The sequence below is a fragment of the Sphingobacterium psychroaquaticum genome (assembly GCF_004421025.1).
In the GTDB taxonomy this organism is placed as follows: Bacteria; Bacteroidota; Bacteroidia; order Sphingobacteriales; family Sphingobacteriaceae; genus Sphingobacterium; species Sphingobacterium psychroaquaticum.
Genome location: NZ_CP038029.1, coordinates 2,393,743 through 2,416,257 on the forward strand (window position 1 = coordinate 2,393,743; position 22,515 = coordinate 2,416,257).

The 22,515-nt window shown below is 41.9% G+C and carries 20 protein-coding genes and 1 other RNA gene; 9 read left to right on the forward strand and 12 right to left on the reverse strand.

Annotated features, from left to right (window positions below):
• Position 1 precedes the first annotated feature (1 nt).
• From E2P86_RS10130 to E2P86_RS10145, 4 genes are read right to left on the reverse strand one after another with little or no spacing between them, the layout of a single operon-like run.
• Positions 2-835, reverse strand: a complete 834-nt coding sequence (locus E2P86_RS10130) for a phosphate ABC transporter ATP-binding protein (RefSeq protein ID WP_134432774.1) — start codon at positions 833-835, stop codon at positions 2-4.
• Positions 790-1,644, reverse strand: coding sequence for a PstA family ABC transporter permease (locus tag E2P86_RS10135; RefSeq protein ID WP_134432776.1), 855 nt, complete (start codon positions 1,642-1,644; stop codon positions 790-792). Before E2P86_RS10135 ends, E2P86_RS10130 begins: the two co-directional genes overlap by 46 nt.
• Complete coding sequence (gene pstC, locus E2P86_RS10140) at positions 1,641-2,531, reverse strand: phosphate ABC transporter permease subunit PstC (RefSeq protein WP_134432778.1); 891 nt, start codon at positions 2,529-2,531, stop codon at positions 1,641-1,643. Before pstC ends, E2P86_RS10135 begins: the two co-directional genes overlap by 4 nt.
• Positions 2,528-3,499 (reverse strand): PstS family phosphate ABC transporter substrate-binding protein, encoded by a 972-nt coding sequence (locus tag E2P86_RS10145; protein WP_134432780.1) that lies wholly within the window; start codon positions 3,497-3,499, stop codon positions 2,528-2,530. The genes pstC and E2P86_RS10145 overlap by 4 nt, the downstream gene beginning before the upstream one ends.
• A 171-nt stretch (positions 3,500-3,670) precedes the next feature.
• Here E2P86_RS10145 and E2P86_RS10150 point away from each other — a divergent pair, with 171 nt between their 5' ends.
• From E2P86_RS10150 to E2P86_RS10175, 6 genes are read left to right on the forward strand one after another with little or no spacing between them, the layout of a single operon-like run.
• Positions 3,671-5,767: a HEPN domain-containing protein gene (locus tag E2P86_RS10150; protein ID WP_134432782.1), complete on the forward strand. Its 2,097-nt coding sequence runs from the start codon at positions 3,671-3,673 to the stop codon at positions 5,765-5,767.
• Between the two features lie 20 nt (positions 5,768-5,787).
• Positions 5,788-6,555, forward strand: a complete 768-nt coding sequence (cobA, locus tag E2P86_RS10155; RefSeq protein WP_085471697.1) for a uroporphyrinogen-III C-methyltransferase — start codon at positions 5,788-5,790, stop codon at positions 6,553-6,555.
• Positions 6,552-7,133: a precorrin-2 dehydrogenase/sirohydrochlorin ferrochelatase family protein gene (locus E2P86_RS10160; RefSeq protein WP_085471696.1), complete on the forward strand. Its 582-nt coding sequence runs from the start codon at positions 6,552-6,554 to the stop codon at positions 7,131-7,133. The genes cobA and E2P86_RS10160 overlap by 4 nt, the downstream gene beginning before the upstream one ends.
• Positions 7,130-7,831 carry a phosphoadenylyl-sulfate reductase gene (locus E2P86_RS10165; protein WP_085471695.1) on the forward strand — a complete coding sequence of 234 codons (702 nt, stop codon included), beginning with the start codon at positions 7,130-7,132 and terminating at the stop codon, positions 7,829-7,831. The genes E2P86_RS10160 and E2P86_RS10165 overlap by 4 nt, the downstream gene beginning before the upstream one ends.
• A 14-nt stretch (positions 7,832-7,845) precedes the next feature.
• The gene (gene cysD / locus E2P86_RS10170) at positions 7,846-8,736 is read left to right on the forward strand and encodes a sulfate adenylyltransferase subunit CysD (protein WP_206367955.1); all 891 of its coding nucleotides are present in this window, start codon (positions 7,846-7,848) and stop codon (positions 8,734-8,736) included.
• A 14-nt stretch (positions 8,737-8,750) separates the two neighbouring features.
• Positions 8,751-10,001: a sulfate adenylyltransferase subunit 1 gene (locus E2P86_RS10175; protein ID WP_134432784.1), complete on the forward strand. Its 1,251-nt coding sequence runs from the start codon at positions 8,751-8,753 to the stop codon at positions 9,999-10,001.
• Between the two features lie 300 nt (positions 10,002-10,301).
• Here the strand turns inward: E2P86_RS10175 and E2P86_RS10180 are convergent, their stop codons facing one another.
• Positions 10,302-10,955 (reverse strand): hypothetical protein, encoded by a 654-nt coding sequence (locus E2P86_RS10180; RefSeq protein WP_134432786.1) that lies wholly within the window; start codon positions 10,953-10,955, stop codon positions 10,302-10,304.
• Positions 10,956-11,160: 205 nt separating this feature from the next.
• On the opposite strand from E2P86_RS10180, the gene gdhA reads away from it, so the two are divergent.
• Both gdhA and E2P86_RS10190 read left to right on the forward strand, forming a co-directional pair.
• Positions 11,161-12,495, forward strand: a complete 1,335-nt coding sequence (gene gdhA / locus E2P86_RS10185) for an NADP-specific glutamate dehydrogenase (protein WP_085471691.1) — start codon at positions 11,161-11,163, stop codon at positions 12,493-12,495.
• A gap of 89 nt (positions 12,496-12,584) precedes the next feature.
• Positions 12,585-12,830, forward strand: a complete 246-nt coding sequence (locus tag E2P86_RS10190) for a hypothetical protein (protein ID WP_085471690.1) — start codon at positions 12,585-12,587, stop codon at positions 12,828-12,830.
• 186 nt (positions 12,831-13,016) lie between these two features.
• On the opposite strand, the gene E2P86_RS10195 is transcribed toward E2P86_RS10190, so the two are convergent.
• Both E2P86_RS10195 and E2P86_RS10200 read right to left on the reverse strand, forming a co-directional pair.
• Complete coding sequence (locus E2P86_RS10195; protein WP_134432788.1) at positions 13,017-13,703, reverse strand: SIR2 family NAD-dependent protein deacylase; 687 nt, start codon at positions 13,701-13,703, stop codon at positions 13,017-13,019.
• A 237-nt stretch (positions 13,704-13,940) separates the two neighbouring features.
• Positions 13,941-14,237, reverse strand: coding sequence for a YgaP-like transmembrane domain (locus tag E2P86_RS10200; RefSeq protein WP_134432790.1), 297 nt, complete (start codon positions 14,235-14,237; stop codon positions 13,941-13,943).
• A 96-nt stretch (positions 14,238-14,333) separates the two neighbouring features.
• Here E2P86_RS10200 and E2P86_RS10205 point away from each other — a divergent pair, with 96 nt between their 5' ends.
• The gene (locus E2P86_RS10205) at positions 14,334-15,176 is read left to right on the forward strand and encodes an ATP cone domain-containing protein (protein WP_085471687.1); all 843 of its coding nucleotides are present in this window, start codon (positions 14,334-14,336) and stop codon (positions 15,174-15,176) included.
• A 357-nt stretch (positions 15,177-15,533) separates the two neighbouring features.
• Here E2P86_RS10205 and E2P86_RS10210 read toward each other — a convergent pair whose 3' ends face one another.
• The 5 genes from E2P86_RS10210 to infB form a co-directional block, all read right to left on the reverse strand.
• The gene (locus E2P86_RS10210) at positions 15,534-16,910 is read right to left on the reverse strand and encodes a sigma-54-dependent transcriptional regulator (protein WP_085471995.1); all 1,377 of its coding nucleotides are present in this window, start codon (positions 16,908-16,910) and stop codon (positions 15,534-15,536) included.
• Between the two features lie 161 nt (positions 16,911-17,071).
• Positions 17,072-17,447: RNase P RNA component class A (gene rnpB, locus E2P86_RS10215), an RNA gene on the reverse strand.
• 38 nt (positions 17,448-17,485) lie between these two features.
• Positions 17,486-18,124 carry an NAD(P)H-binding protein gene (locus E2P86_RS10220; RefSeq protein WP_134432792.1) on the reverse strand — a complete coding sequence of 213 codons (639 nt, stop codon included), beginning with the start codon at positions 18,122-18,124 and terminating at the stop codon, positions 17,486-17,488.
• Between the two features lie 9 nt (positions 18,125-18,133).
• A complete protein-coding gene (locus tag E2P86_RS10225; RefSeq protein WP_134432794.1) occupies positions 18,134-19,177 on the reverse strand; it encodes a ferredoxin--NADP reductase in 1,044 nt (347 codons plus the stop codon).
• A 114-nt stretch (positions 19,178-19,291) separates the two neighbouring features.
• Positions 19,292-22,372 (reverse strand): translation initiation factor IF-2, encoded by a 3,081-nt coding sequence (gene infB, locus E2P86_RS10230; RefSeq protein WP_085471683.1) that lies wholly within the window; start codon positions 22,370-22,372, stop codon positions 19,292-19,294.
• Between the last annotated feature and the right edge of the window lie 143 nt (positions 22,373-22,515).

Here is a 22,515-nt window from a genome sequence, read left to right on the forward strand (position 1 = left end):
ACTAACTAATAAATCCTTTTACATACTGTTGCGTAATCTCATTCTTCGGGTTTAAAAGCACATCCTCTGTCTTTCCAAACTCTACAATTTCGCCATTGTAGACAAAAATGATATAATCGGAGACCCGTCGTGCCTGTCTGAGGATATGCGTTACAAGTATGATCGTATAATCAGATTTCAGATCAATCAATAGATTTTCAATAGTTTGTGTAGATATTGGATCCAGCGCCGATGTGGATTCATCACCCAGAATAATCTCTGGCTTGACCGCTAAACCACGTGCTAAGCACAACCGCTGTTGTTGTCCGATAGAAAGGCGTGTTGCGGAACTTTCCAATCGATCTTTAACCTCATCCCAAAGACCAACATTTCGCAACTGCGTTTCAACGATCCCCCGTAATACTGTTTTATTTCGTTCCCCATGAATGCGTGGACCGTAGGCTACGTTATCAAAGATCGACATCGGTAAAGGAAAGGGTTTTTGGGACAATAGACCCATTTTTTTACGGATATGTGTCACTTCCGCTCCCGGAGCGTAGATATCCTCTCCATTTACCAAAACAGAACCTTTTACAGTGACACCCTTATTGTCATCCACCAGGCGATTCAATGTCTTAAGGAGCGTCGTTTTACCACATCCAGAAGGACCGATAATAGAAGTCACCGAATTATTTGGAATCGAAAGATTTATATTTTTCAGGATATGATTTCCTTCAATAAAAACATTCAAATCTTTTATCTCTATATGTGGGGTTGCGACCGGCACAACACCTGCAGAATTTAGCGCCGCTAAATTTTGTATTTCTTCTGTTTTGATGCTAGGATGTGGGTACATATAACAATAAATAAAATGATAAAAGTTAAAACCAAGGCAGAAGCGTATGCACGCCCCTGTACTTCAGGAATAGGACTACTTAGTTGAAAGAAAATAGCCAAGGGCAAAGTGGCTGCAGGTTCGTCCAGATATTGCGGTAAATTGTCACTAAACCCTGTTGTAAGCAACACCCCAGCAACATCACCAATAGCACGGCCGAAGGCCAGTAAAATTGCAGTGAAGATGCCTGGACGAATATAACGCAGCATCATACGTGCCGTCTCCCAACGTGTGGTTCCCAAGGAGAAGGTGACATGCTTCAGGTCTATTGGTATGGTTTTTAGAAGCTCATCGATCGTTCGGACAACAATAGGAATCGTCAAAAGTGTAATGGTGATAACCCCGCCTAAAAGAGAAGCCCGGATACCCAACCACACCATAATACTAAATGCTATAGCGCCGTATACAATAGAAGGGATTCCAAATAATACATCGAAAAGCAACTTACACGTGCGTACCAAAAATGACCCACTTTTCGCATAAACATCGAGATAGATAGCGATTGGTATACCAATTAAAGTGGCTAGTGCCGTCGATAAAGAGGCTAGATATAAAGAACCCAGAATCGCATTTAAGATTCCTCCTTCTTTTCCAATATAGAAACCGCCCTTCGGACTTTCGGAAACCATCTGCCAGTTCAGATAGGGAAGCCCTTTGTAGAGAATTGTACCTACAATAAAAAATAAAGATCCGGTTATGATAATACCTGAACCTTGCATGGCGTATTTTGCCAGACGCTCTTTAAGAAGTCTCTTTTGGATATGTGTCATGCGGCTTTCTCCTCCAATCTGTTTAAAATGATACGTGATAATAGGTTAAACCCAAAGATGATGACAAACAGTAGTAGGGCGGCAAACATCAATGCGGAGTCATACAGCGGAATAGACATCATCTCGCCAAAGTTATTGGCTATCAAAGCTGGAAGGGGATATCCGGCATCAAAGAGCGATTTTGGTATCTGCGGAATATTTCCACACACCATCAATACAGCCACCGTCTCGCCAAAGGCACGCGAAATACCAAGAACAGCCGCTGCTATAAGGCCGGGCTTAGCTTTTTGTAAGACCACCTTAGTGATGGTTTCCCATTGCGTGGCCCCGAGCGAAAGAGATGCGTCCTTCAGCTCCTTTGGAATGGTCGATAAGACTTCCACCATGATACTTACCATAATCGGAAAAATCATAACAGCCAATACCAATCCACCTGCAAATACAGAGAACCCACTGCTGTCTATACCTAGAAACGGTGCTATATAATTCCCCAAAAGCGGAACAACAAAGAGCACACCCCAGACACCATATAATACGGGCGGAATAGCAGCCAGTACATTGACAAGCGGAAGCACCATGTTCCGTAATCGATCACTCGCATATTCAACGAGATAAATAGACGCTAATACACAAAGGGGTGTCGCCACAATCAGTGCGATCAGCGTGACCCACACGGTACCCAGAATGAAAGAAAGGAAACCAAATCGTCCTTTCATGGGGGACCACACGCTATCCGATAAAATATCGACTAAGGACTCCGCTTGCAAGAGCGGTGTCGATTTACCGACCAAGCCTGCTACAATAGCCACAATTACAGCCAGCGCAAGCACCAACAAAGTAATCGCCGAAAAACGCGCAATCTTATCTTTTAAAAGTCTCCAGTTCACTGATCTAATTTTTTTAATTCTATATGTATTAGCGATTCCGAAAGCGGTACATACCCATTTTCCAGTAAATAGCCTTGTTGTTCTTTCTCCAAAACGAAGCGAATAAATGCCTGTAACAACTTCGTCTGTTTGTCTTTCCGTATCACAAAAGTCAAATCACGTGCAGGCGGCGCTGGATAATTCCCTAAAGCTACAGCTTCAGTTAGTTGGTCCAGATGCTCATAAAAAGCTTCCGACTTATCAATCTTGCCGTCTGCATTCTGATCAATCGGAATCACTGCTAAATTTGTTGTCGGCATCTTTGTTTTCAAATCATATACATAGTTGATGTTGTTAAAGCCTATGCTGAGTTTTTTTTCCTTTATAGCTTGTGCTAATCCGGGGTCCCCAAAAATTCCAATACCTTTCAAATCCTCCTGTCGTTCTCCAAAGTACTTCGCCCAGGTCTCCGCCGCACCGGCGGCATCCGATCGCACATACACCTCAATAGGTTCATCGACAAAACGACTATCTATATCACGCCATGATTTATATTTTTTATGGACAAACAGATCCGCTAATTCCTTTTGTGTAAATCCACGTGTCTTTATAAGCGAAATATTGGGATGATTACTATTTACGGTACCCAGAACAGCATCCTTCGCCACATGGATAGGCCATGCACCCTTTGCCACTTCTTGTGGATGCAGATCCCGGGAGACCAATCCAATATCGACCATATTGGTCAACACATCTGTAATTCCTTTTCCCGCACCACCTGCTGAAATATTGAAGCGCACATTGGGATGTATTTTTTTAAAATCCTCACTCCAGAGCACAACAATAGGGTACAAAGCAAAGGCTCCTGAAATAGAAATATTGCCCGAATATCCGGTCTTCTCATCGTACCCTTCTTTTACTTTAGGCGCACAAGAAAGTAAAGTAGAGATACACAAACAGCTGTATGTAAATAATTTAAATCTCTTCACGCGACAGTAGGTTCAATCTGTTTTATAAATATTTTCACAAATATATATTAAATTGATAGATTTTATATGTTTAGTAGATATTTATTTTATAACTTTGCTTACCGTTTATTGAAAAGAGTATAATATTACATTGACAAGCTTAACAGTTTGGCAATATTAGCACATTGTTTTATGCAAAGCTTTCGCACTGAATTAGAAAATCCTGTGGTAGAACAGGAAATTATTGAGCTAGAAAAGAAGATAAAGGCCTTTCAGGCAGGTCAAATTGCGGACGAAAAATTCCGTTCATTGCGCTTAGCCCGTGGGGTATATGGACAACGTCAACCCGGGGTCCAAATGGTGCGTATCAAGCTTCCTTTTGGTAAAGTTACCTTTAAGCAGTTGCTGCGTATTGCGGACATTTCCGACGAGTACGCGAGCAAGAACTTACATTTAACTACACGCCAAGATATACAGATACATTATGTAAGCTTAGATAAAACCCCAGAGCTATGGGCAAAATTAGCACAGGATGATATTACTTTGCGCGAGGCTTGTGGAAATACTGTACGGAATGTCACAGCCTCTGCTACGGCCGGGATAGACCCGGAAGAGCCCTTTGATGTATCACCGTATGCGCACGCTACTTTCTCTTACTTTTTACGTAACCCCGTTTGTGCTGAAATGGGTAGAAAGTTCAAGATGTCTTTTTCATCCAGCGAACGCGATACCGCTTTTTCTTATATCCATGACCTTGGTTTTATTCCTAAAGTAACAATTACAGATGGCCAGCCCCAGCGGGGTTTCAAGGTTTTACTGGGTGGCGGACTTGGTTCACAGCCATTTCTTGCTTATCCTGTACATGACTTCTTGCCCGAAGATGAGCTTATTCCATACATCGAATCTACACTTCGTGTCTTTGATCGTCATGGCGAGCGCAATAATAGAAACAAAGCCCGGTTTAAATATCTTATCGGAAAACTAGGGATTGAAGAAGTTCAACGTCTTATCGCAGCCGAAGCCATTGCAAATAAAGTAAAAACGTATCCAGTCGACACCAACGCCGTCGTGTTGCCCGAACCGCCTCAATCTGCGGTCGTTGCGGAAGAACCCATCAACAATATCAACTATGAGATTTGGCGGGCGACAAATGTTTTCAAACAAAAGCAGGCAGCTTACTTTGGCGTCTATGTGAAAGTATTAACTGGCGATATCAGTACCGCAAAGGCACGTGTGCTGGTCAGTGGGCTAAAGGGGCATGTGGCGGATGATATCCGTATCACACAAAACCAAGGACTTCTTCTAAAGTTTGTCCGGGAAGAATCGTTGCCCCATATATTTAACTTATTAACAGAGCTCGATCTGGCATCCCCCGGTTTTGAAAGCACTTCGGATGTCACAACATGCCCGGGAACAGACACCTGTAACCTTGGGATCTCCAACTCGACCGAAATGGCCCGCGTATTGGAGCGTTATATCCAGGAATTTCATACCGACTTCATTTACGAACAAAATTTGAAGATCAAGATTTCGGGCTGCATGAACTCTTGTGGTCAACATGGTCTGGCACATATCGGCTTTCATGGTAGTTCAGTTAAAGCGAATGGCAAAGTGCTTCCGGCCGCACAAGTGATGCTTGGGGGTGGTACCATTGGTGATGGGGAAGGAAGAGTCGCGGAACGTGTTATTAAGGTACCAACTAAGCGCGTACTGCAGGTCGTAGACCTAATCTTAACGGATTACAAAGCTTACAAAACAGAACAGGAAGATTTCCATGCCTATTACGATCGGCAGACCAAGGATTATTTTTATCGTTTACTAAAACCCTTGTCCGACTTAACCACACTCACCGAAGATGAATATATCGATTGGGGGCATCAAGAAACATTTGCGACAGCGATCGGTGTTGGTGAATGTGCCGGGGTCGTTATCGATTTGGTTGCCACCTTACTTTTTGAAGTAGAAGAAAAGATCGAATGGGCAAAAAAGGCACTGGAAAAGGAGCAATATGCGGACGCTATATACCACGCCTACAGCGCATTTGTATGGACAGCTAAAGCTTTACTACTAGATAAAGGCATTAACGCAAGCACACAGCAGGGTGTGATTACAGAGTTTGATAATCACTATACAGCGGATGGAACATTTTCGTTTCCAACTTCATTTTCAGAACGTGTGCTTCAAATCAATAAATACAGTCCGTCACCGGAATTTGCGAAGGCCTACCTCATACAGGCAACCGCGTTCTACTATGAAGGAGCCGAACGCAGAGATTCCCTAAAGGTCTAACGAATACGAGAAGAGAAATCATGGAAATCAAACCATTCATAACATTAGTTGGCGCAGGGCCAGGTGACCCTGACCTAATCACCATGAAAGGACTCAATGCCATTAAAGAAGCTGATGTAATCCTATATGACGCTCTGGTAAATGAGATCCTCTTGGAGCACGCAAAACCGAATTGTACGAAAATTTACGTTGGAAAGCGTGCCGAGCGGCTATCCACATCACAAGACTATATCAATCAGTTAATGGTAGATTATGCCCTGACACATGGGCATGTTGTCCGACTAAAAGGTGGAGATCCCTTTGTTTTTGGACGTGGCGGTGAAGAAATTGATTTTGCGCGCCAATACAATATTCCGACAGCTGCTATTCCAGGTATATCATCCTCTGTAGGACTGACGGGATTACAGCAGATCCCGCTTACGTATCGCGGTATAAGCGAAAGCTTTTGGGTAATCACGGGCGCTACGTCAGACGGCCATCTATCGGAAGACCTACGTACGGCCGTACAAACCAATGCCACCGTCGTGGTGCTGATGGGCTACGCTAAGCTCGCAGAAATAGTCGCCCTGTATCAAGCACATGGCCGTGGAGACTTACCTATTGCATTAATACAGAATGGATCGCTATCTAACGAGAAAATAGCATTAGGTCATATAGACACTATACTAGAAGCTGCCGCAGAACGACGGATCGGCGTACCCGCAATCATCGTTTTAGGAGAGGTAGTCGCTAAACACCAGGACTTCAATCGGATAAAAGAAGAATTAGCTAGAACTATATTGTCATGAATGAGCTTTTCCCCATATATGTAAAAATGGCCCAAATAGAAACTCTGTTAGTGGGAGGTGGACCTGTTGCATTGGAAAAATTAACAGCTATTTATACCAATTCACCTGAAGCGAAAGTTCACATCGTGGCTACGGCGCTTACAAAAACTTTGCGCACTTTTATAAAAGGGAAATTGAACATTCGTATTTCGGAACGACCTTTCGACCCCTGTGATATTCTTGGGAAAGATCTTATTATTCTAGCCACGAATAATGAGGTGCTCAACAGTCAGATTCAAACATTGGCACAGCATCACCACATTTTACTCAATGTCGCAGATAAGCCTGCTTTATGCGATTTTTACCTGGGCTCGGTGGTTCAAAAAGGCAACCTGAAAATAGGCATCTCTACCAACGGTAAATCACCAACCATAGCGAAGCGTCTCAAGGAGTTTCTCCAAGACTTACTTCCCGAAGAGATCGATGAGACATTGCAGTTGATGTCTCAATACAGAAACCAGCTAAAGGGTGATTTTCAACACAAAGTTCAGGTATTGAATAAGCATACAGAAGACATATTGGGAAGGGGGGCTATATGATAATAACGGAGATAGAGCAAGCTATTGAAAATTTAACAGCGCTAGACATTTTACAATATGTCGACACACATTACGGTGACCGTGCTGTGTTCTCGACTTCTTTTGGCATCGAGGATCAAGTGATCACCCATCTATTAGGTGAAATCGGCAGTCGCGCACATCTTTTTACACTAGAGACGGGACGATTGTTTCCTGAAACCTATTATGTGTGGAATAGAACACTGGAGCGATACAATCTACCGATCAAGGCCTACTACCCAAATACAGAAGCCGTAGAGAAAATGGTGACAACAAAAGGACCTTCGAGTTTCTATGAATCGGTAGAAAATCGGAAGGAGTGTTGTTTTATCCGAAAAATAGAACCCCTTCAACGTGCTGTTCGCGGTTATGAGATCTGGATCACAGGCATTCGGGCGGCCCAATCGGCAAATCGTGAAGACATGAATATGGTGGAATGGGACGAAGGTAATAAAATAATAAAAATACATCCGCTGTTTCATTGGAGTCAAAGCGATGTGGAGGATTTCCTCCAAACAAATAATGTTCCCTACAATCCCTTGCACGATAGAGGTTTCCCGAGCATCGGGTGCCAGCCGTGTACACGTGCGATACAACCCGACGAGGATTTTCGTGCCGGTCGTTGGTGGTGGGAGGACAAAAGTAAAAAAGAGTGTGGTTTACATATCGTACAGAAATAAGAAGAAGAGAGAGAATGGATTACTTAGATCATTTAGAAGCTGAAGCTATATACATCTTGCGTGAAGTAGCCGCGCAGTTTGAGCATCCCGCTTTGTTATTTTCCGGCGGGAAAGATTCAATAACATTAGTGCATCTGGCACTAAAAGCATTTCGTCCTGGAAAATTTCCTTTTCCACTCGTACATATTGACACCGGGCATAACTTCCCAGAAACAATCGTCTTTCGGGACTGGTTGGTTGAACAAATAGGCGAGAAGCTGATCGTAGGTTATGTACAAGACAGTATTGACCAAGGTAAAGTGGTCGAACAACGGGGGAAAAACGCAAGCCGCAATGCGTTGCAAACAACCACTCTTTTAGATACGATTACACAGTATGGGTTTGATGCCTGTATTGGCGGTGCGCGACGCGATGAAGAAAAAGCGCGCGCCAAAGAACGTATTTTTTCGGTGCGTGACGAATTTGGTCAATGGGATCCCAAACGCCAAAGACCAGAATTATGGAATATCTTGAATGGAAAGATCCATAAAGGAGAGAATGTACGTGTATTTCCGATTTCCAACTGGACAGAATTAGATGTCTGGAATTATATTAAACGCGAGCAGATTGCACTTCCTTCCATTTACTTTAGTCATGAGCGTGAGGTTGTGCTACGTAACGGGCAATGGATGGCTACCGCACCATTCTTACAGATTGATGAAGAGGATATTGTAGACCACAAATCCGTACGATTCCGAACAGTAGGGGATATGACCTGTACTGCCTCTGTAGATTCCGTAGCAACAGAATTAGACGATATTATCGCTGAAATAAAGGCGTCTACCGTGAGTGAACGGGGAGCAAGGCTAGACGATAAAGTCTCAGAAGCAGCCATGGAGGAACGCAAAAAACAAGGGTATTTCTAATTACAGGAGGAAACATGAACATTCTGAAATTTATTACGGCAGGATCCGTCGACGATGGTAAAAGTACATTGATTGGACGCCTATTATACGATACAAATTCTATTTTGGACGATCAGCTAGAAGCGATCAAAAATGCCAACCGAAAAAATAACGATGGCACAGTGGATCTAGCGATTTTAACAGATGGATTAAAAGCAGAGCGTGAGCAAGGGATAACCATTGATGTGGCTTATAAATATTTCCAGACAGAAAATCGCAAGTTTATTATTGCCGATGCACCCGGACATATTCAGTACACCCGAAACATGGTTACAGGCGCCTCTAATTCGGACCTAATCATCATCTTAATTGACGCACGAAAAGGTGTTATCGAGCAAACAAAACGACATTCCTTTCTAGCAAAACTATTGTCAATAAAAAAGGTATTGGTCTGTATCAATAAAATGGATATGGTTGATTATGACGAATCGGTCTATGAGAACATTAAAAAGGATTATACAGCACTCGCGGGACGTTTAGCGCTATCCGACGTCGATTTTATCCCTGTATCGGCTTTGCGTGGTGACAATATCGTCCATGAATCAGCGCATTTATCTTGGCACAAGGGACCGTCACTACTTACATATTTAGAAAATATAGTGATCGAAGAGCAACAAGAGACCGCTTCCTGGCGCTTTCCGGTACAATGGGTTGTGCGACCACAAACCGATGCACTACACGACTACCGTGGTTACGCTGGCCGCGTAATCGGAGCGGGGTTGCAGGTAGGGGAAGAGGTCGTCATTTTACCAAGCGGCACCCGTACTTCCATCAAGGCCATTGAGCTTAATCAAGAAAACCTGTTACAGGCAGAAAATGGTCAATCTATTATCTTACACTTGGCAGACGATGTAGACGTATCACGCGGAGATATTATAACCTCCGTAAATAACCAACCGCATGCTTCACGAGGTTTTAGCGCCAATATTTGTTGGTTTGATACCAGATCTCTTGACGATTCACAAGTTTATTTACTGCAAAACCATACCGCCACAACAAAGGTTAAAATTGCTGACGTGGCGTACAAATACGATGTAAATACACAAGAGAAGATTTTTAATGACACACAAGTACATTTGAATGATATTGCGAGAATCAGCGTGCGCGCAGCAAATGATGTTGTCTTTGATCTAAGTTCCGATTTTCCGGAAAATGCGAGAGCCATATTGATTGACCCACGTACAAATCTAACTGTCGCAGCAGCATTGATTGAAACAGCGGAATAATTTAATACGCCTAACCATAACTTCATAATACCATCAAAAGCTACCTAAATTAGGTGGCTTTTTTAATTTATACAGCAGTGACAAAGCATCTAACCAAACCATGAATTATCAATACCAAATCCAAGAAGGGGGTAAAACGCAAATATTCTATTTAACATAATATAAATTATAATACATTATTATTATAACGTTTTATATCTGTATAATACTCACAATCTATATTTTACGCCGCTATATACGTGAATAGATTACTGAATCCTTATTTTTAACATAAGTTATTTGGGGCAAGCATTGTTTACGTTAGTCTTGTAAATCCAAAACAGCAAATTGCGTTCTGTAGTAATCCACTTTAAATGTATATACTGGATTTGGGAAGCTGGCGTATTTATCCTTGTTGGCCACATATAATGGATGCCGTGAAAATGATATATTAGAGGATCCCGAAGGAGAATAAAGTGCTTTTACTAAGACAGGTCTTCCAAAGATTGAATCGGGCAACAGAACTTCGCGTTTAGCCCTGATTTCAGGCGTAATCTTCAAACCTAATAAACCTTCATAAAACAACCTAAACGCATTGTTTTTACCAAACCCACTGGTACATAAAATTTGTTCAATTTGCGACTCCTTAATTTGATCAATCAGTTCATAATTTAGGATTTCCGGAACTAAATCCGTATCCAATGCAGTATGCCTCAATCGTCGACATTGCCGAATGGTATCACTAAGCGAGATGCGTCCGTGCTGTAAAAAAGACAATACATTTTCCAATACAATAGGTTTTGGCAATAGTTTCGGAAATGCATCGCTCAAAAGATTCCAGATGCTGTTTTTATTGCCATAGAAAAAAGGAATCTTAAAATCACCCGTATTATGCGGATGTATGGTCCCTAAGATTAGCAACTTACTATCCAGTTGGACCGGATAACGATCTAAATATTGATGATCTGTAAACATTAATACGGGTTAAATATTGTAAATCAACATCTTAAATATAGCTATTTTTAAGATAGTCTCCACTCCTTTCGTACAGGTCTCCCCTGTCTTAAAATCCAATTTTATTAATCAGAAGACATGTGTCACAAACTTATCATTATGAAAAGTGATTTTTTATTGATAAATTTGCAATACCATATATCATAAGAACAAAAATCAATAACGTATGTCCCTAAACTTTAAAAATTTCATCAAACATGTTGCGGATAAAAATCCTAATGAACCGGAATTCTTACAAGCTGTTGCCGAAGTAACGGAAGATTTAATTCCCTATATCAATGAAAGACACCCTACATGGAAAGATTTAAAGATTTTGGAACGTATTGTGGAACCAGAGCGTGTCATTAGTTTTCGCGTCACCTGGTTGGATGATAATAATGAAGTACAGGTAAACCGCGGATATCGCGTTCAGATGAACAGTGCTATAGGCCCATATAAAGGTGGTTTACGCTTTTCTCCTACCGTTAACTTAAGTATCCTGAAATTTTTAGCTTTTGAGCAAGTGTTCAAAAACAGCTTAACAGGAATTCCTTTAGGCGGTGGTAAAGGCGGTTCTGATTTTGACCCTAAAGGAAAATCAGACATGGAAATTATGCGCTTCTGCCAAAGTTTTATGACAGAACTATACCGCCATGTCGGTGCCGAAACAGACGTTCCTGCTGGTGATATTGGTGTTGGGGAGCGAGAAGTTGGTTATATGTTTGGTCAATATAAGCGCATCCAAAACAACTTTACTGGCGTACTGACAGGTAAAGGCAAAAACTGGGGCGGATCATATATTCGTCCAGAGGCTACGGGATATGGCTTACTTTACTTTGTTCAATGCATTTTAGAGAGCCTGGATGACGACTTTAACGGAAAGACAATCACGATTTCCGGCGCTGGAAACGTCGCCTATTACGCCGCTGAGAAGGCCATTCATTTAGGCGGAAAGGTTATCACCTTATCGAATAGTACTGGATGCGTACATGACCCTGATGGTTTTACCATTGAAAAACTTACCTACATCAATACTTTAGGTAGAAATATCTCCGATTACCCTAAGAAATTTAAATCAGCCTCTTTCTATGCCGACAAAAAACCTTGGCATTTCCCATGTGATATTGCACTTCCATGTGCTACACAGAATGAATTGGATGGCGATGACGCAAAGATCTTAATTAAGAACGGCTGTAAGTTTGTTGCCGAAGGCGCTAATATGCCTTCAACAGCTGATGCAATCAAAGCTTTCCACAAAGGAAAAGTATATTTTGCTCCCGGCAAAGCAGCAAATGCTGGCGGTGTAGCTGTATCAGGCCTCGAGATGTCCCAAAACTGGATCGGCCAACAGTGGCCATCAGAAAAGGTTGATGCCCAACTCAAAGGTATTATGGAGAATATCCACAAAACCTGTATTAAGTATGGCCGTGAAGAGGATGGTCATGTGAATTACTTAAAAGGAGCAAATATTGGTGGATTTATCAAAGTCGCTTCCGCTATGAAAGCGCAAGGTTTGGTTTAAGCCGGTAGCATTAGGTATACTCCATTTTTTAACTTATTTTTGAAACAGTAGACTATAACGAATTTAGTCTACTGTTTTTTTATTATCCTATGCGTATTTTAGCTGAACTACCTCACCCCGACTGTAAGATTTCTATTTTTGGTATGAACCAAAAGTTTATAATCAAATTTGAACAAGGCACTTTAGAGCAGTCTTATAAAATTGCAGAAACCGATGTTATCGGAGGTGTTAATGGTGTATTTGAATTACTGGATGAAACCTTTATTAATGAAGTCATTAAACAGTTTGAACAGATGCGCGCCTCTTTTATTTCTGCCTATAATAGATATGAATAAAAAGTTTATCAAAACACTGTAAATACCTAAAAAACAATTTGTTAAAAGTAAAAAACAAAGGATTCCGAATTTTATTCGGAATCCTTTGTTTAAATACATCAGTGATACGTCTTTTATATATATACAAATAATAGATAAAACACATAAACAACTGAACAAGAACATTTTATATACTTATAAAGAATATTATTCGGCCAGTAAAACACGTAGTTCTTCGACTCCTTCTCCTGCATTCTTCGCAATACGCACTACATGGGAAGGAACGGAAATTTGATCTGCATTTGGATCTAATAAATACACTTTACAGCCTGCATTGGTTTCTTGTAGTAACGTTGCCGCTGGGTAAACTTGCAAAGAAGTGCCTATGACCACAAAGATATCCGCCTCTGCTGTAATATCGATCGCTTTCTCTAGGTTCGGAACCGCCTCACCAAACCAAACAACGTGCGGGCGCAACTGTGAACCAAGCTCACAGCTATCTCCCATACGAATCTCATCCGTCTCCATGCGATACACAAAGCGAGGACTCAATGAAGATTGGGCTTTTCGAATCTCACCATGCAAATGCAAGACACGCCTACTGCCAGCACGCTCATGAAGATCATCAATATTTTGTGTAATAACCGTTACATCGTAAAGGGCTTCGAAATCTACTAGCGCTAAATGTGCAGCATTGGGCTGCGCTTCGACACATTGTTTTCGACGAAGATTATAAAACTCCAACACCAAGGCCGGATCTTTCTTCCACCCAGCAGGGGTAGCTACTTCTTCAATATTGTAACCTTTCCATAAGCCATCAGACCCTCGGAAAGTTTTTAATCCGCTCTCTGCGGAAATCCCTGCGCCAGTGAATACAACGAGTTTCTTTTTCATGTTTACGTATCGTTTATGAAAGTTATAAATGTCTTCCGTCAAAAACCTACTTACACCTTCTTTCTTGCGATGCGAATATACATATAATTTTATCTCGTCTTTCCTGTCAACAATGTGCGACCCCGTCAACCATAAAGAGCCTACCCTTCACATCACACCCCAACGAAGTAATGCGCAAAAAAAAACAGCCGAATACCTCCCGGCGTTCAGCTGTCGCATTACAAAACAAACACGAATCTATTTTACAAAATACCTATGTTCAATGACCGTTACCTTTTTGCGGTAGTCATTTTTACGTAACAATCCCTTGAGTAAACATTTTCCCATAACACCCCGTGCAACTAATGCTCCTCCAAGGAGCATACCCGTAATCGAAGCCGCCGGATGCCGCACGATATTGGTCAAACTATTACCCACCATTAAACTCCCTGCAAGCACCGAGACAACGCGCTCTGAGCGTTCAATCTCTCCAGCATCGCAGGCTACTTCTATCCTATTTTTGATGCTCTCCAGTGTCGTATCAACAATCCCCATAAAATTAATTTGAAATACTTTTTTTTAACTAAACAACAGCTAAAAGGACCAAAATGTTTTACTATTTTTAAAAAACATAACAAAAAATCAGATAACATGAGAGTTACAAAATATTCAGGTGAGATGGTTCCTTTTGATGTCGACAGCTTAAAAAAATCGCTCACACGATCTGGCGCAAGTAGCGCACAAGTTGAGCTAATATACCAAGATATCAGCCCTAAATTGCACGATGGAATCACTACGCGTGAACTTTACGAACTAGCCTTCGATTCACTAAAAAAACAACGCAACACCTACGCTGCCCGATACTCCCTCAAGAAGGCACTTCGGGACCTTGGGCCCGAAGGTTTTTATTTTGAACAATGGATCGGTAAACTATTTACCGATGATGGGTATCGCACCGTAACCGGACAGGTGATCCAGGGGCACGCAGTAACACATGAAATTGACGTTATCGCTGCTAAAGCAGATAGTCTCCTGGCAATTGAGTGTAAATTTAGAAATGATCCAGATGCTAAGATCTCGGTGACCACTCCAATGTACTTCATGTCACGTGTTAAGGATATTAAAGACAAAGATTTTGTATTCTTTAATGAGAATCGCCAGTTTACAGATGGCTGGCTTGTCACCAACGCGCACCTAACAAGCGACTCTAAAGATTTTGGAAGATACTACCACCTCAATTTACTTTCGTGGGATTACCCCGAAAAAACGAGTATTAAAGAGCGAGTAGACAACAAAGGTCTATATCCAATAACTTGCCTCACGACACTAAGCGATTTAGATAAAGGCCAGCTCCTTCGTCGCGGTTGTATCCTGGTAAAAGATCTGGTGAATGGTCCCGATTTTCTTCAACAAATCGAGCTGAAAAACGAAAAGAAAGAAGAAGTCCTACGGGAAGCGCAAGAGCTCGTAAACACACCTGTAGCGAGAGCTTAGAAATTTTTATCACACTGTTTTTCAGTAATTTTGATAGAAAAATAATTGTTCATAACTAAATTTCTTTTTTCAAGAAAAATTCACTATATTAACTTCGTTATAAATTTAAATTAGATTAGTTATGAAAAAAGTGTCGTTATTATTTTTATCAACGCTTCTTATTAACTTCGTACAGGCAAGCCAAAAACATATAGCAACTGCAGTACATAAAGAATCACCTGCCATGGTCATTGGTATTGGTGTTGTCTTGCTACTCGTTGTCATCATTGTGTTAGTGAGGAGACAGAAGAGAAGATTCAATGATTGATAAAACAAAAAAGGTTGTCGAATAGTTCGACAACCTTTTTTGTTTTATGATTATTCGGCTCTCTTCAGACCAAATTTTTCTATTTTATGATACAGGTGACTACGCTGTATACCAATCTCGTCTGCTGTTTTTGACACATTCCAACCGTGTTTATCCAACTTGAATGTTATGTATATCTTCTCCGCATGATCTTTATAATCTTGGAACGATTCAAAACGATCTAAATCTAACGTTTCTTGACACTCACGATCTATACCGCTGTTCGTCGGCCCCGTTGGGTTAGCATACAACTGCACATCTTTATCCGTGATCTTCTTATCACTCAAAATCACAAGTCGTTCCACCATATTCCGCAATTCGCGGATATTCCCACTCCATGGAAGCTTCTTCAAAGCTGCCATCGCATCTTTTGTTATCTCTTTGGTCGGCACATTATATTCGCTACAAATCTCTTCACAAAAACTAGAGGCAATTAAAGGAATATCGTCTTCTCTTTCTTTCAACGACGGCACATGTATCAAAATAACGCTCAAACGGTGGTACAAGTCCATCCTAAAGTTCCCCAACTCTATTTCCTTTAACAGATCCTTATTGGTTGCCGCAATTACGCGCACATTAACTTCGATCTCTTTTTCGCCACCGACGCGTGTAATACGATTTTCCTGGAGCGCACGTAACACTTTTGCTTGCGCAGAAAGACTCATATCACCAATCTCATCTAAAAATAGTGTGCCGCCGTTCGCTTGTTCGAATTTACCGATACGCTGCTTCACCGCCGATGTAAAGGATCCCTTCTCGTGTCCAAAAAGCTCTGATTCAATCAACTCCGAAGGAATAGCCGCACAGTTGACTTCAATTAAGGATAAGCCTGACCTATTAGATTTATCATGAAGCCAACGAGCAACGAGTTCCTTACCCGAACCATTTTCTCCAGTCACCAAAACACGGGCTTCTGTTGGCGCAACACGATCGATGGTTTCCTTTACCAAATTAATACCAATCGACTCCCCTAATATTTCCTTGGTACGCTTTACCTTTTTCTTTAAAACTTTCGCTTCTTTGACCAAGGTTCCTTTTTCCAGCGCATTACGAACGGTAATTAAGAGCCGATTTAAATCTAACGGTTTTTCCAAGAAATCATAAGCCCCTCTTCTTGCTGCCTCCACCGCAGTCTCAATGGTACCATGTCCCGATATCATAATAAAAGGGGACTCCGAGATCTCCTGAGCAGCGGTCAGCACCTCCATCCCATCCATCTTATTCATCTTAATATCGCAGAGAACCAGATCTATCTTCTCTTTTTTGAGGATTTCCAGTGCGTCCACGCCATTGTCCACGTCAAGGACTTTATAATCTTCATACTCTAATATATCACGGAGCGAACTACGGATAGGACGTTCATCGTCGATAATCAGGATTGTTGCCATAAATTTTTTTCTTGGTGATAAAGTAACAAAATAGGAAAATAATGAGACAAAACATAAGAAAACGTAACAAGAAATATCCACAATTAAGATATACGTTACAGTTTCGTCAGCTACATTTTTTTGTTGAACGACCGCTAAGAGGTTCTCGTAAAAGAATAAAAAAAGAAGCAAACCTTGTAAGCCGGGTTCTGTATCCTTTGCAGGATTTCTATCATTTATCTAGGCTTGCATTCACACACAAGCTCCATCAACCTACCCATTGTATATGTTGCACGCAACAGAAGACGAGCAGCCTTCGAATTATACAACCTATTTGGTCTTTCAACACACGAGGTTTACCGTAATGCATGTTACCATACAAGACCGTGAGCTCTTACCTCACGTTTTCACCCTTACCATATTGCTATGGCGGTATATTCTCTGTGGCACTTTCTGTCACTTGCACCAGGCAAGTGCCTTCCCGTTAGGAAGCGTGTCGCTCTACGTTGCCCGGACTTTCCTCTCCTCTCAAAGAGCAGCGATAGAACCAGTTTGCTTCGCTACAAAAATAGTCTTTTTTTGATGGATTTTGGTTACTAGAAGATAAAATCCTTACGCTTCCAAATTAAGACACCAGGACTTTCAATCAAGCTAATATGAATCAACACCTTAGCTAAATCTGTTGTTGAAATAGGTGCATAGCCCCGAAATAAACCTATTTTGGAAAACGCAGCACTCGCCTTCCCCATAAACACCTCCACGGCGCGAGTGGATTCCGGGCGAAGAATTGCAGCGGGCTGCACGATACGAAGTTTAGGAAATCCTAATCCACGAACCATGTGATCGAGCTCTCCCTTCATTCTGCTATAAAAGAAGGGTGATGTTGCTTTGGAACCGATAGCCGAAAGCAACACAAAACAAGACACTCCTATATTACGGCAATACGCAGCAAAATTAAGCTGATAATCATAGTCCACACGCCATTGCGCCTCCTTCGAGCCCGCATCTTTTAGCGTGGTTCCCATACAGGAATACGCGATATCGGCTTCTTGAAAAGCATCGTTAAAAATATCGGGACTGGTAAAGTCTACAATGACCTCCTTTAGCTTAGCGTGTGGCGCAAAAAAAGGACGTCTAGTAAGTGCAATGACCGTATCAAAACGTTCATCAGCTAGCAAAGCTTGTATTAAAGCTTTTCCTGTCGCACCGGTAGCGCCTAAAACAACAGCTTTCATAGTTTTTCCTTAACGTACCTCAATAACTGTACCTTCTTCGATGGGATGCGACACACAAATCAAACATTGACCATTTTCCACTTCTCGATCTGTCAACACTTCATTATAATCCATACGCACCGCACCTGAAGTACATTGCGACACACAGGTACTGCACATACCTGACTTACAGGAATATGGTAATTTAATCTTATTCGCTAAACCAACATCCAACACCGTTTTATTATACGGAATGGTCAGGTTGTATTCTTCCCCTTGAAACCGGAGTTTAATATCATAAGAGGTCATATCCACAGGTTCCTCGTCCCGCTCGTCCTCATCCTCTTCTTCTTCAGGAAAATGAAACGTTTCTTTCCGAATATCAGCATCCGGGAATCCCATTCCCAATAATGTAAATCGGACAAGATCCATATAAAAAACCGGCCCACAGGTAAAGAAAAGCGTATTTCCATGTTCTGGCATACGTGCACGCACCAATTCAATCAGAAAATCCCGATTTAAGCGGGCTTTCAATAAATTCTTTGTATTGGAAAAAATCCAAACAATCTCTAGGCGATCGGGGTACGCCTGTTGCCATTGTTGCAATGCGTCATAAAAAACAGTCTGCGGAATTGAACTGTTGCTATAAATGAGTACGACCTTAGTATGTCGCTCTTTAACAAGAGCTGTTTTCAGAATTGAAAATAACGGCGTAACCCCCACTCCTGCTCCAAATAAAAAAACAGTCCGTTGTATGTCTTCCACAGGCTCATAATAGAAAAGCCCCTGCGGATCCATTACATCGATAACATCGCCCACTTTTGCTTCATGATGCAGGAGTCTTGAAATCTCTCCATTATCGACACGCTTCACCGTAATTGCAAGAGGTTCATCTACATCAGGCGAACTGCTAAAAGAATACGAACGACGAACCTCACGCTCGCCAAATGTAAAAGATAGCGTTAAAAACTGACCGGCTTTATACGTCGGATATTCTCCGGTAAGATCCTTAAATGCAATGGTGACATTATTATTCGGTTGATATGTTATACTGGAAATCTCAAATTTGTGCATGTTCTAAAATTACTTTATTTCACCAAAAAAGTCAAATAGATAGCTTCTATAGGCCATAAAAAAACCTGACAACAAACTGTTGTCAGGTTATATCTTGAAAACGTAACGCTAAAATTAAAGTTTACGTTTAACTTCTACTTGTTCGTATGCTTCTACGATATCTCCAACTTCGATGTCGTTGAAACGGTCGATATTCAAACCACACTCGTAACCTTGCGCCACTTCTTTGACATCGTCTTTGAAACGTTTCAAAGAGGCTAGTTTACCGGTATGAATAACAACACCGTCACGAATCACGCGGATATCATTATTTCTGTTGATTTTACCTTCACGAACCATACATCCGGCAATGGTACCCACTTTCGAAATTTTGAATGTTTCGCGAATTTCAACTTCAGCAACGATTTTCTCTTCGAATTTCGGCGCCAACATACCTTCCATAGCTGATTTCAACTCTTCGATTGCATCGTAGATAATCGAGTACAGACGGATATCAATTTGTTCGTTCTCCGCAAGTTTACGTGCATTTTGTGTTGGACGTACTTGGAAACCGATAATGATCGCATCCGAAGCAGAAGCTAACAATACGTCGGATTCAGAAATCGCACCCACTGATTTGTGGATAATATTAACCTGAATTTCGTCTGTCGATAGCTTCAATAATGAATCGGATAATGCCTCGATAGAACCATCCACGTCACCTTTAACAATAACGTTAAGCTCTTTAAAGTTACCGATAGCCAAACGACGACCGATCTCATCCAAGGTAATGTGTTTCGTTGCACGCATACCTTGCTCACGCTGTAATTGTAGACGTTTGTTGGCTACTTGACGTGCTTCAGACTCGCTTTCTAATACATAAAGCTTATCACCAGCAGTCGGTGCACCCGACATACCTAAGATCTGTACCGGAATAGATGGTCCTGCTTCTTTCACACGCTCACCGCGCTCATTGGTCAAAGCTTTCACTTTACCAGAGTGTGAACCAGCTAGGATTGCATCCCCAACGCGAAGCGTTCCACCTTGTACAAGTACTGTTGTCACAATACCACGACCTTTATCTAAAGCAGCCTCGATTACAGAACCTACAGCACGTTTCTTAGGATCCGCCTTTAATTCTAGTAATTCAGCTTCTAATAATACTTTTTCTAATAATAGATCAACGTTCTCACCAGTCTTCGCTGAAATCTCTTGCGCTTGGAATTTACCACCCCAATCTTCTACCAAGATATTCATCGCCGACAGTTGCTCCCGAATACGATCTGCATTCGCACCTGGTTTATCCACCTTAGTAAACGCAAATACAATCGGTGAACCTGCTGCTTGCGCATGGTTGATCGCTTCTTTTGTTTGTGGCATCACCGCGTCGTCCGCCGCAATAACAATAATAACGATATCCGTTACCTTCGCACCACGTGCACGCATCGCCGTAAAGGCTTCGTGACCCGGTGTATCCAAGAACGTAATTTTCTTTCCGTCATCCAGTTTTACCGCGTAAGCACCAATGTGCTGCGTAATACCACCGGCTTCACCTTTGGTTACATTAGCTTTACGGATATAATCCAGTAAAGATGTTTTACCGTGGTCAACGTGTCCCATCACCGTAACAATCGGCGCACGAGAGATTAACGTATCTTCGTTATCTGGTTCTTCAAGTTCTGTTACCTCCTCATCTTCTGGTTTGATAAACTCTACTTGGTAACCAAATTCATCAGCAACGATACTCAACGTTTCTGCGTCTAAGCGTTGGTTGATCGAAACGAACATACCTAAGCTCATACAGGTTGAGATTACTTGCGTAACCTGAACATCCATCAAGTTTGCCAATTCATTTGCGGTAACGAATTCCGTTACACGTAATATTTTGGATTGTGCTGCTTCCTCCAATGCTGCTTCTTCAGCGGAAAGCGCTATATCATCTCTCTTTTGGCGACGTAGTTTAGCACGTTGTGCAAACTTACCAGACTTACCTGCACCGCTTAAGCGCGCAAGTGTTGCCTTGATTTGGTCTTGGATTTCTTTGTCCGAAGGTTCTTCTTTCGGTGTGTTATCCGTTTGTCTACCTCTGCCTTTGAAGTCAGGGCGTCCTTTTCCGTGTGCGTGCTGCTGCCCGCCCGGTCTGTTCTGCTGGCCGCCTCTATTGAAACCACCACCGGTTCCGCCACCTCTATTACCGCCTTCTTGCGGTGTACGTTGCTGTCCATCAGTAGCTCCAGGGCTTACTGGTGTGTTCGGTTTGTTCGAACGCTTACGCTTGCGCTTGTTGTCGTTATTAGCATTAGACGATGATGCAACTGGTTTGCTAGATCGCTCTACTGGTAACTGGATCTTACCAATTACCTTTGGTCCAGCTAACGTTTCAGAGCGTGCGCGGATAACATCATCCTGAGGCTCTGGGGTTGCTGAACTTTTCTTTTCCTGAACAGGGTTGTTTACTACAGAAGGTTCTTTTTTCACTTCTATCTTGGGTTCTGGTTTAATATCCTCTTGAACAGGTGGCTTCACAGGCAACTGTTTAGGTTCTTCTTTTACTATATTTTCTTGTGTTTTCGCTTCAACAGCGGGCTCAACAGTTTTTTCTACAACAGGCGCTGGAGTCTCTACCTTCACTGTTTCTTTCACAGGCTCAGGAGCTGGCGCCGGCGTTGGTTCTGGTGTAACTTCAACCTTAGGAACCACCACTTCCGCCTTCACTTCTTCTTTCTTCTCTTGTGGTTTTTCCTCTACCTTTTTCTTACCACGGTTTAAACTGTCAAGATCAATTTTACCAACCACCTTCAAAGGACTACTCACTTCGTCATCCTTCTTCGGTTCTTCCGTTTTAGATTCCGCTGTAGGAAGTGGAGCCGCAACTACGGGCTCAGCCGCTGGTTTCTCAACCTTCGCGCTCTCCGTTGTTTCGGAAACACTTTCCTTAATATCTTCTAAAGCGTCAGTCGGATTTGCTCCACCTGTTCCAGCAGTAGACTCATCACGACGAATCTTGCCAATAACAATTTGCTTAGCTTCGTCTTTTACGATTTTGTCTCCTTGAAATTCTTTTAGAAGAACAGCATACATATCTGGAGCTAACTTAGTGCTCGGCTTTGAATCAACATCAAACCCTTTCTTCACCAAGAAATCAACAGCGGTACCTATTCCAATATTAAGTTCTTTTGCTGCCTTTAGCAAGTTTACGCTTTTTCCTTCTGTCATCTATTATTTACCTTCTAATATTTAGTACTACAAAAATATGTTTTTTTACACTGAAAAAACAATTAATGCGCAATTGTTTTTTCTTCATGTGTACGCCCCTGTCGTGATCAAAAAAACACATGCACCTTGTTTGTCGTTCTGTA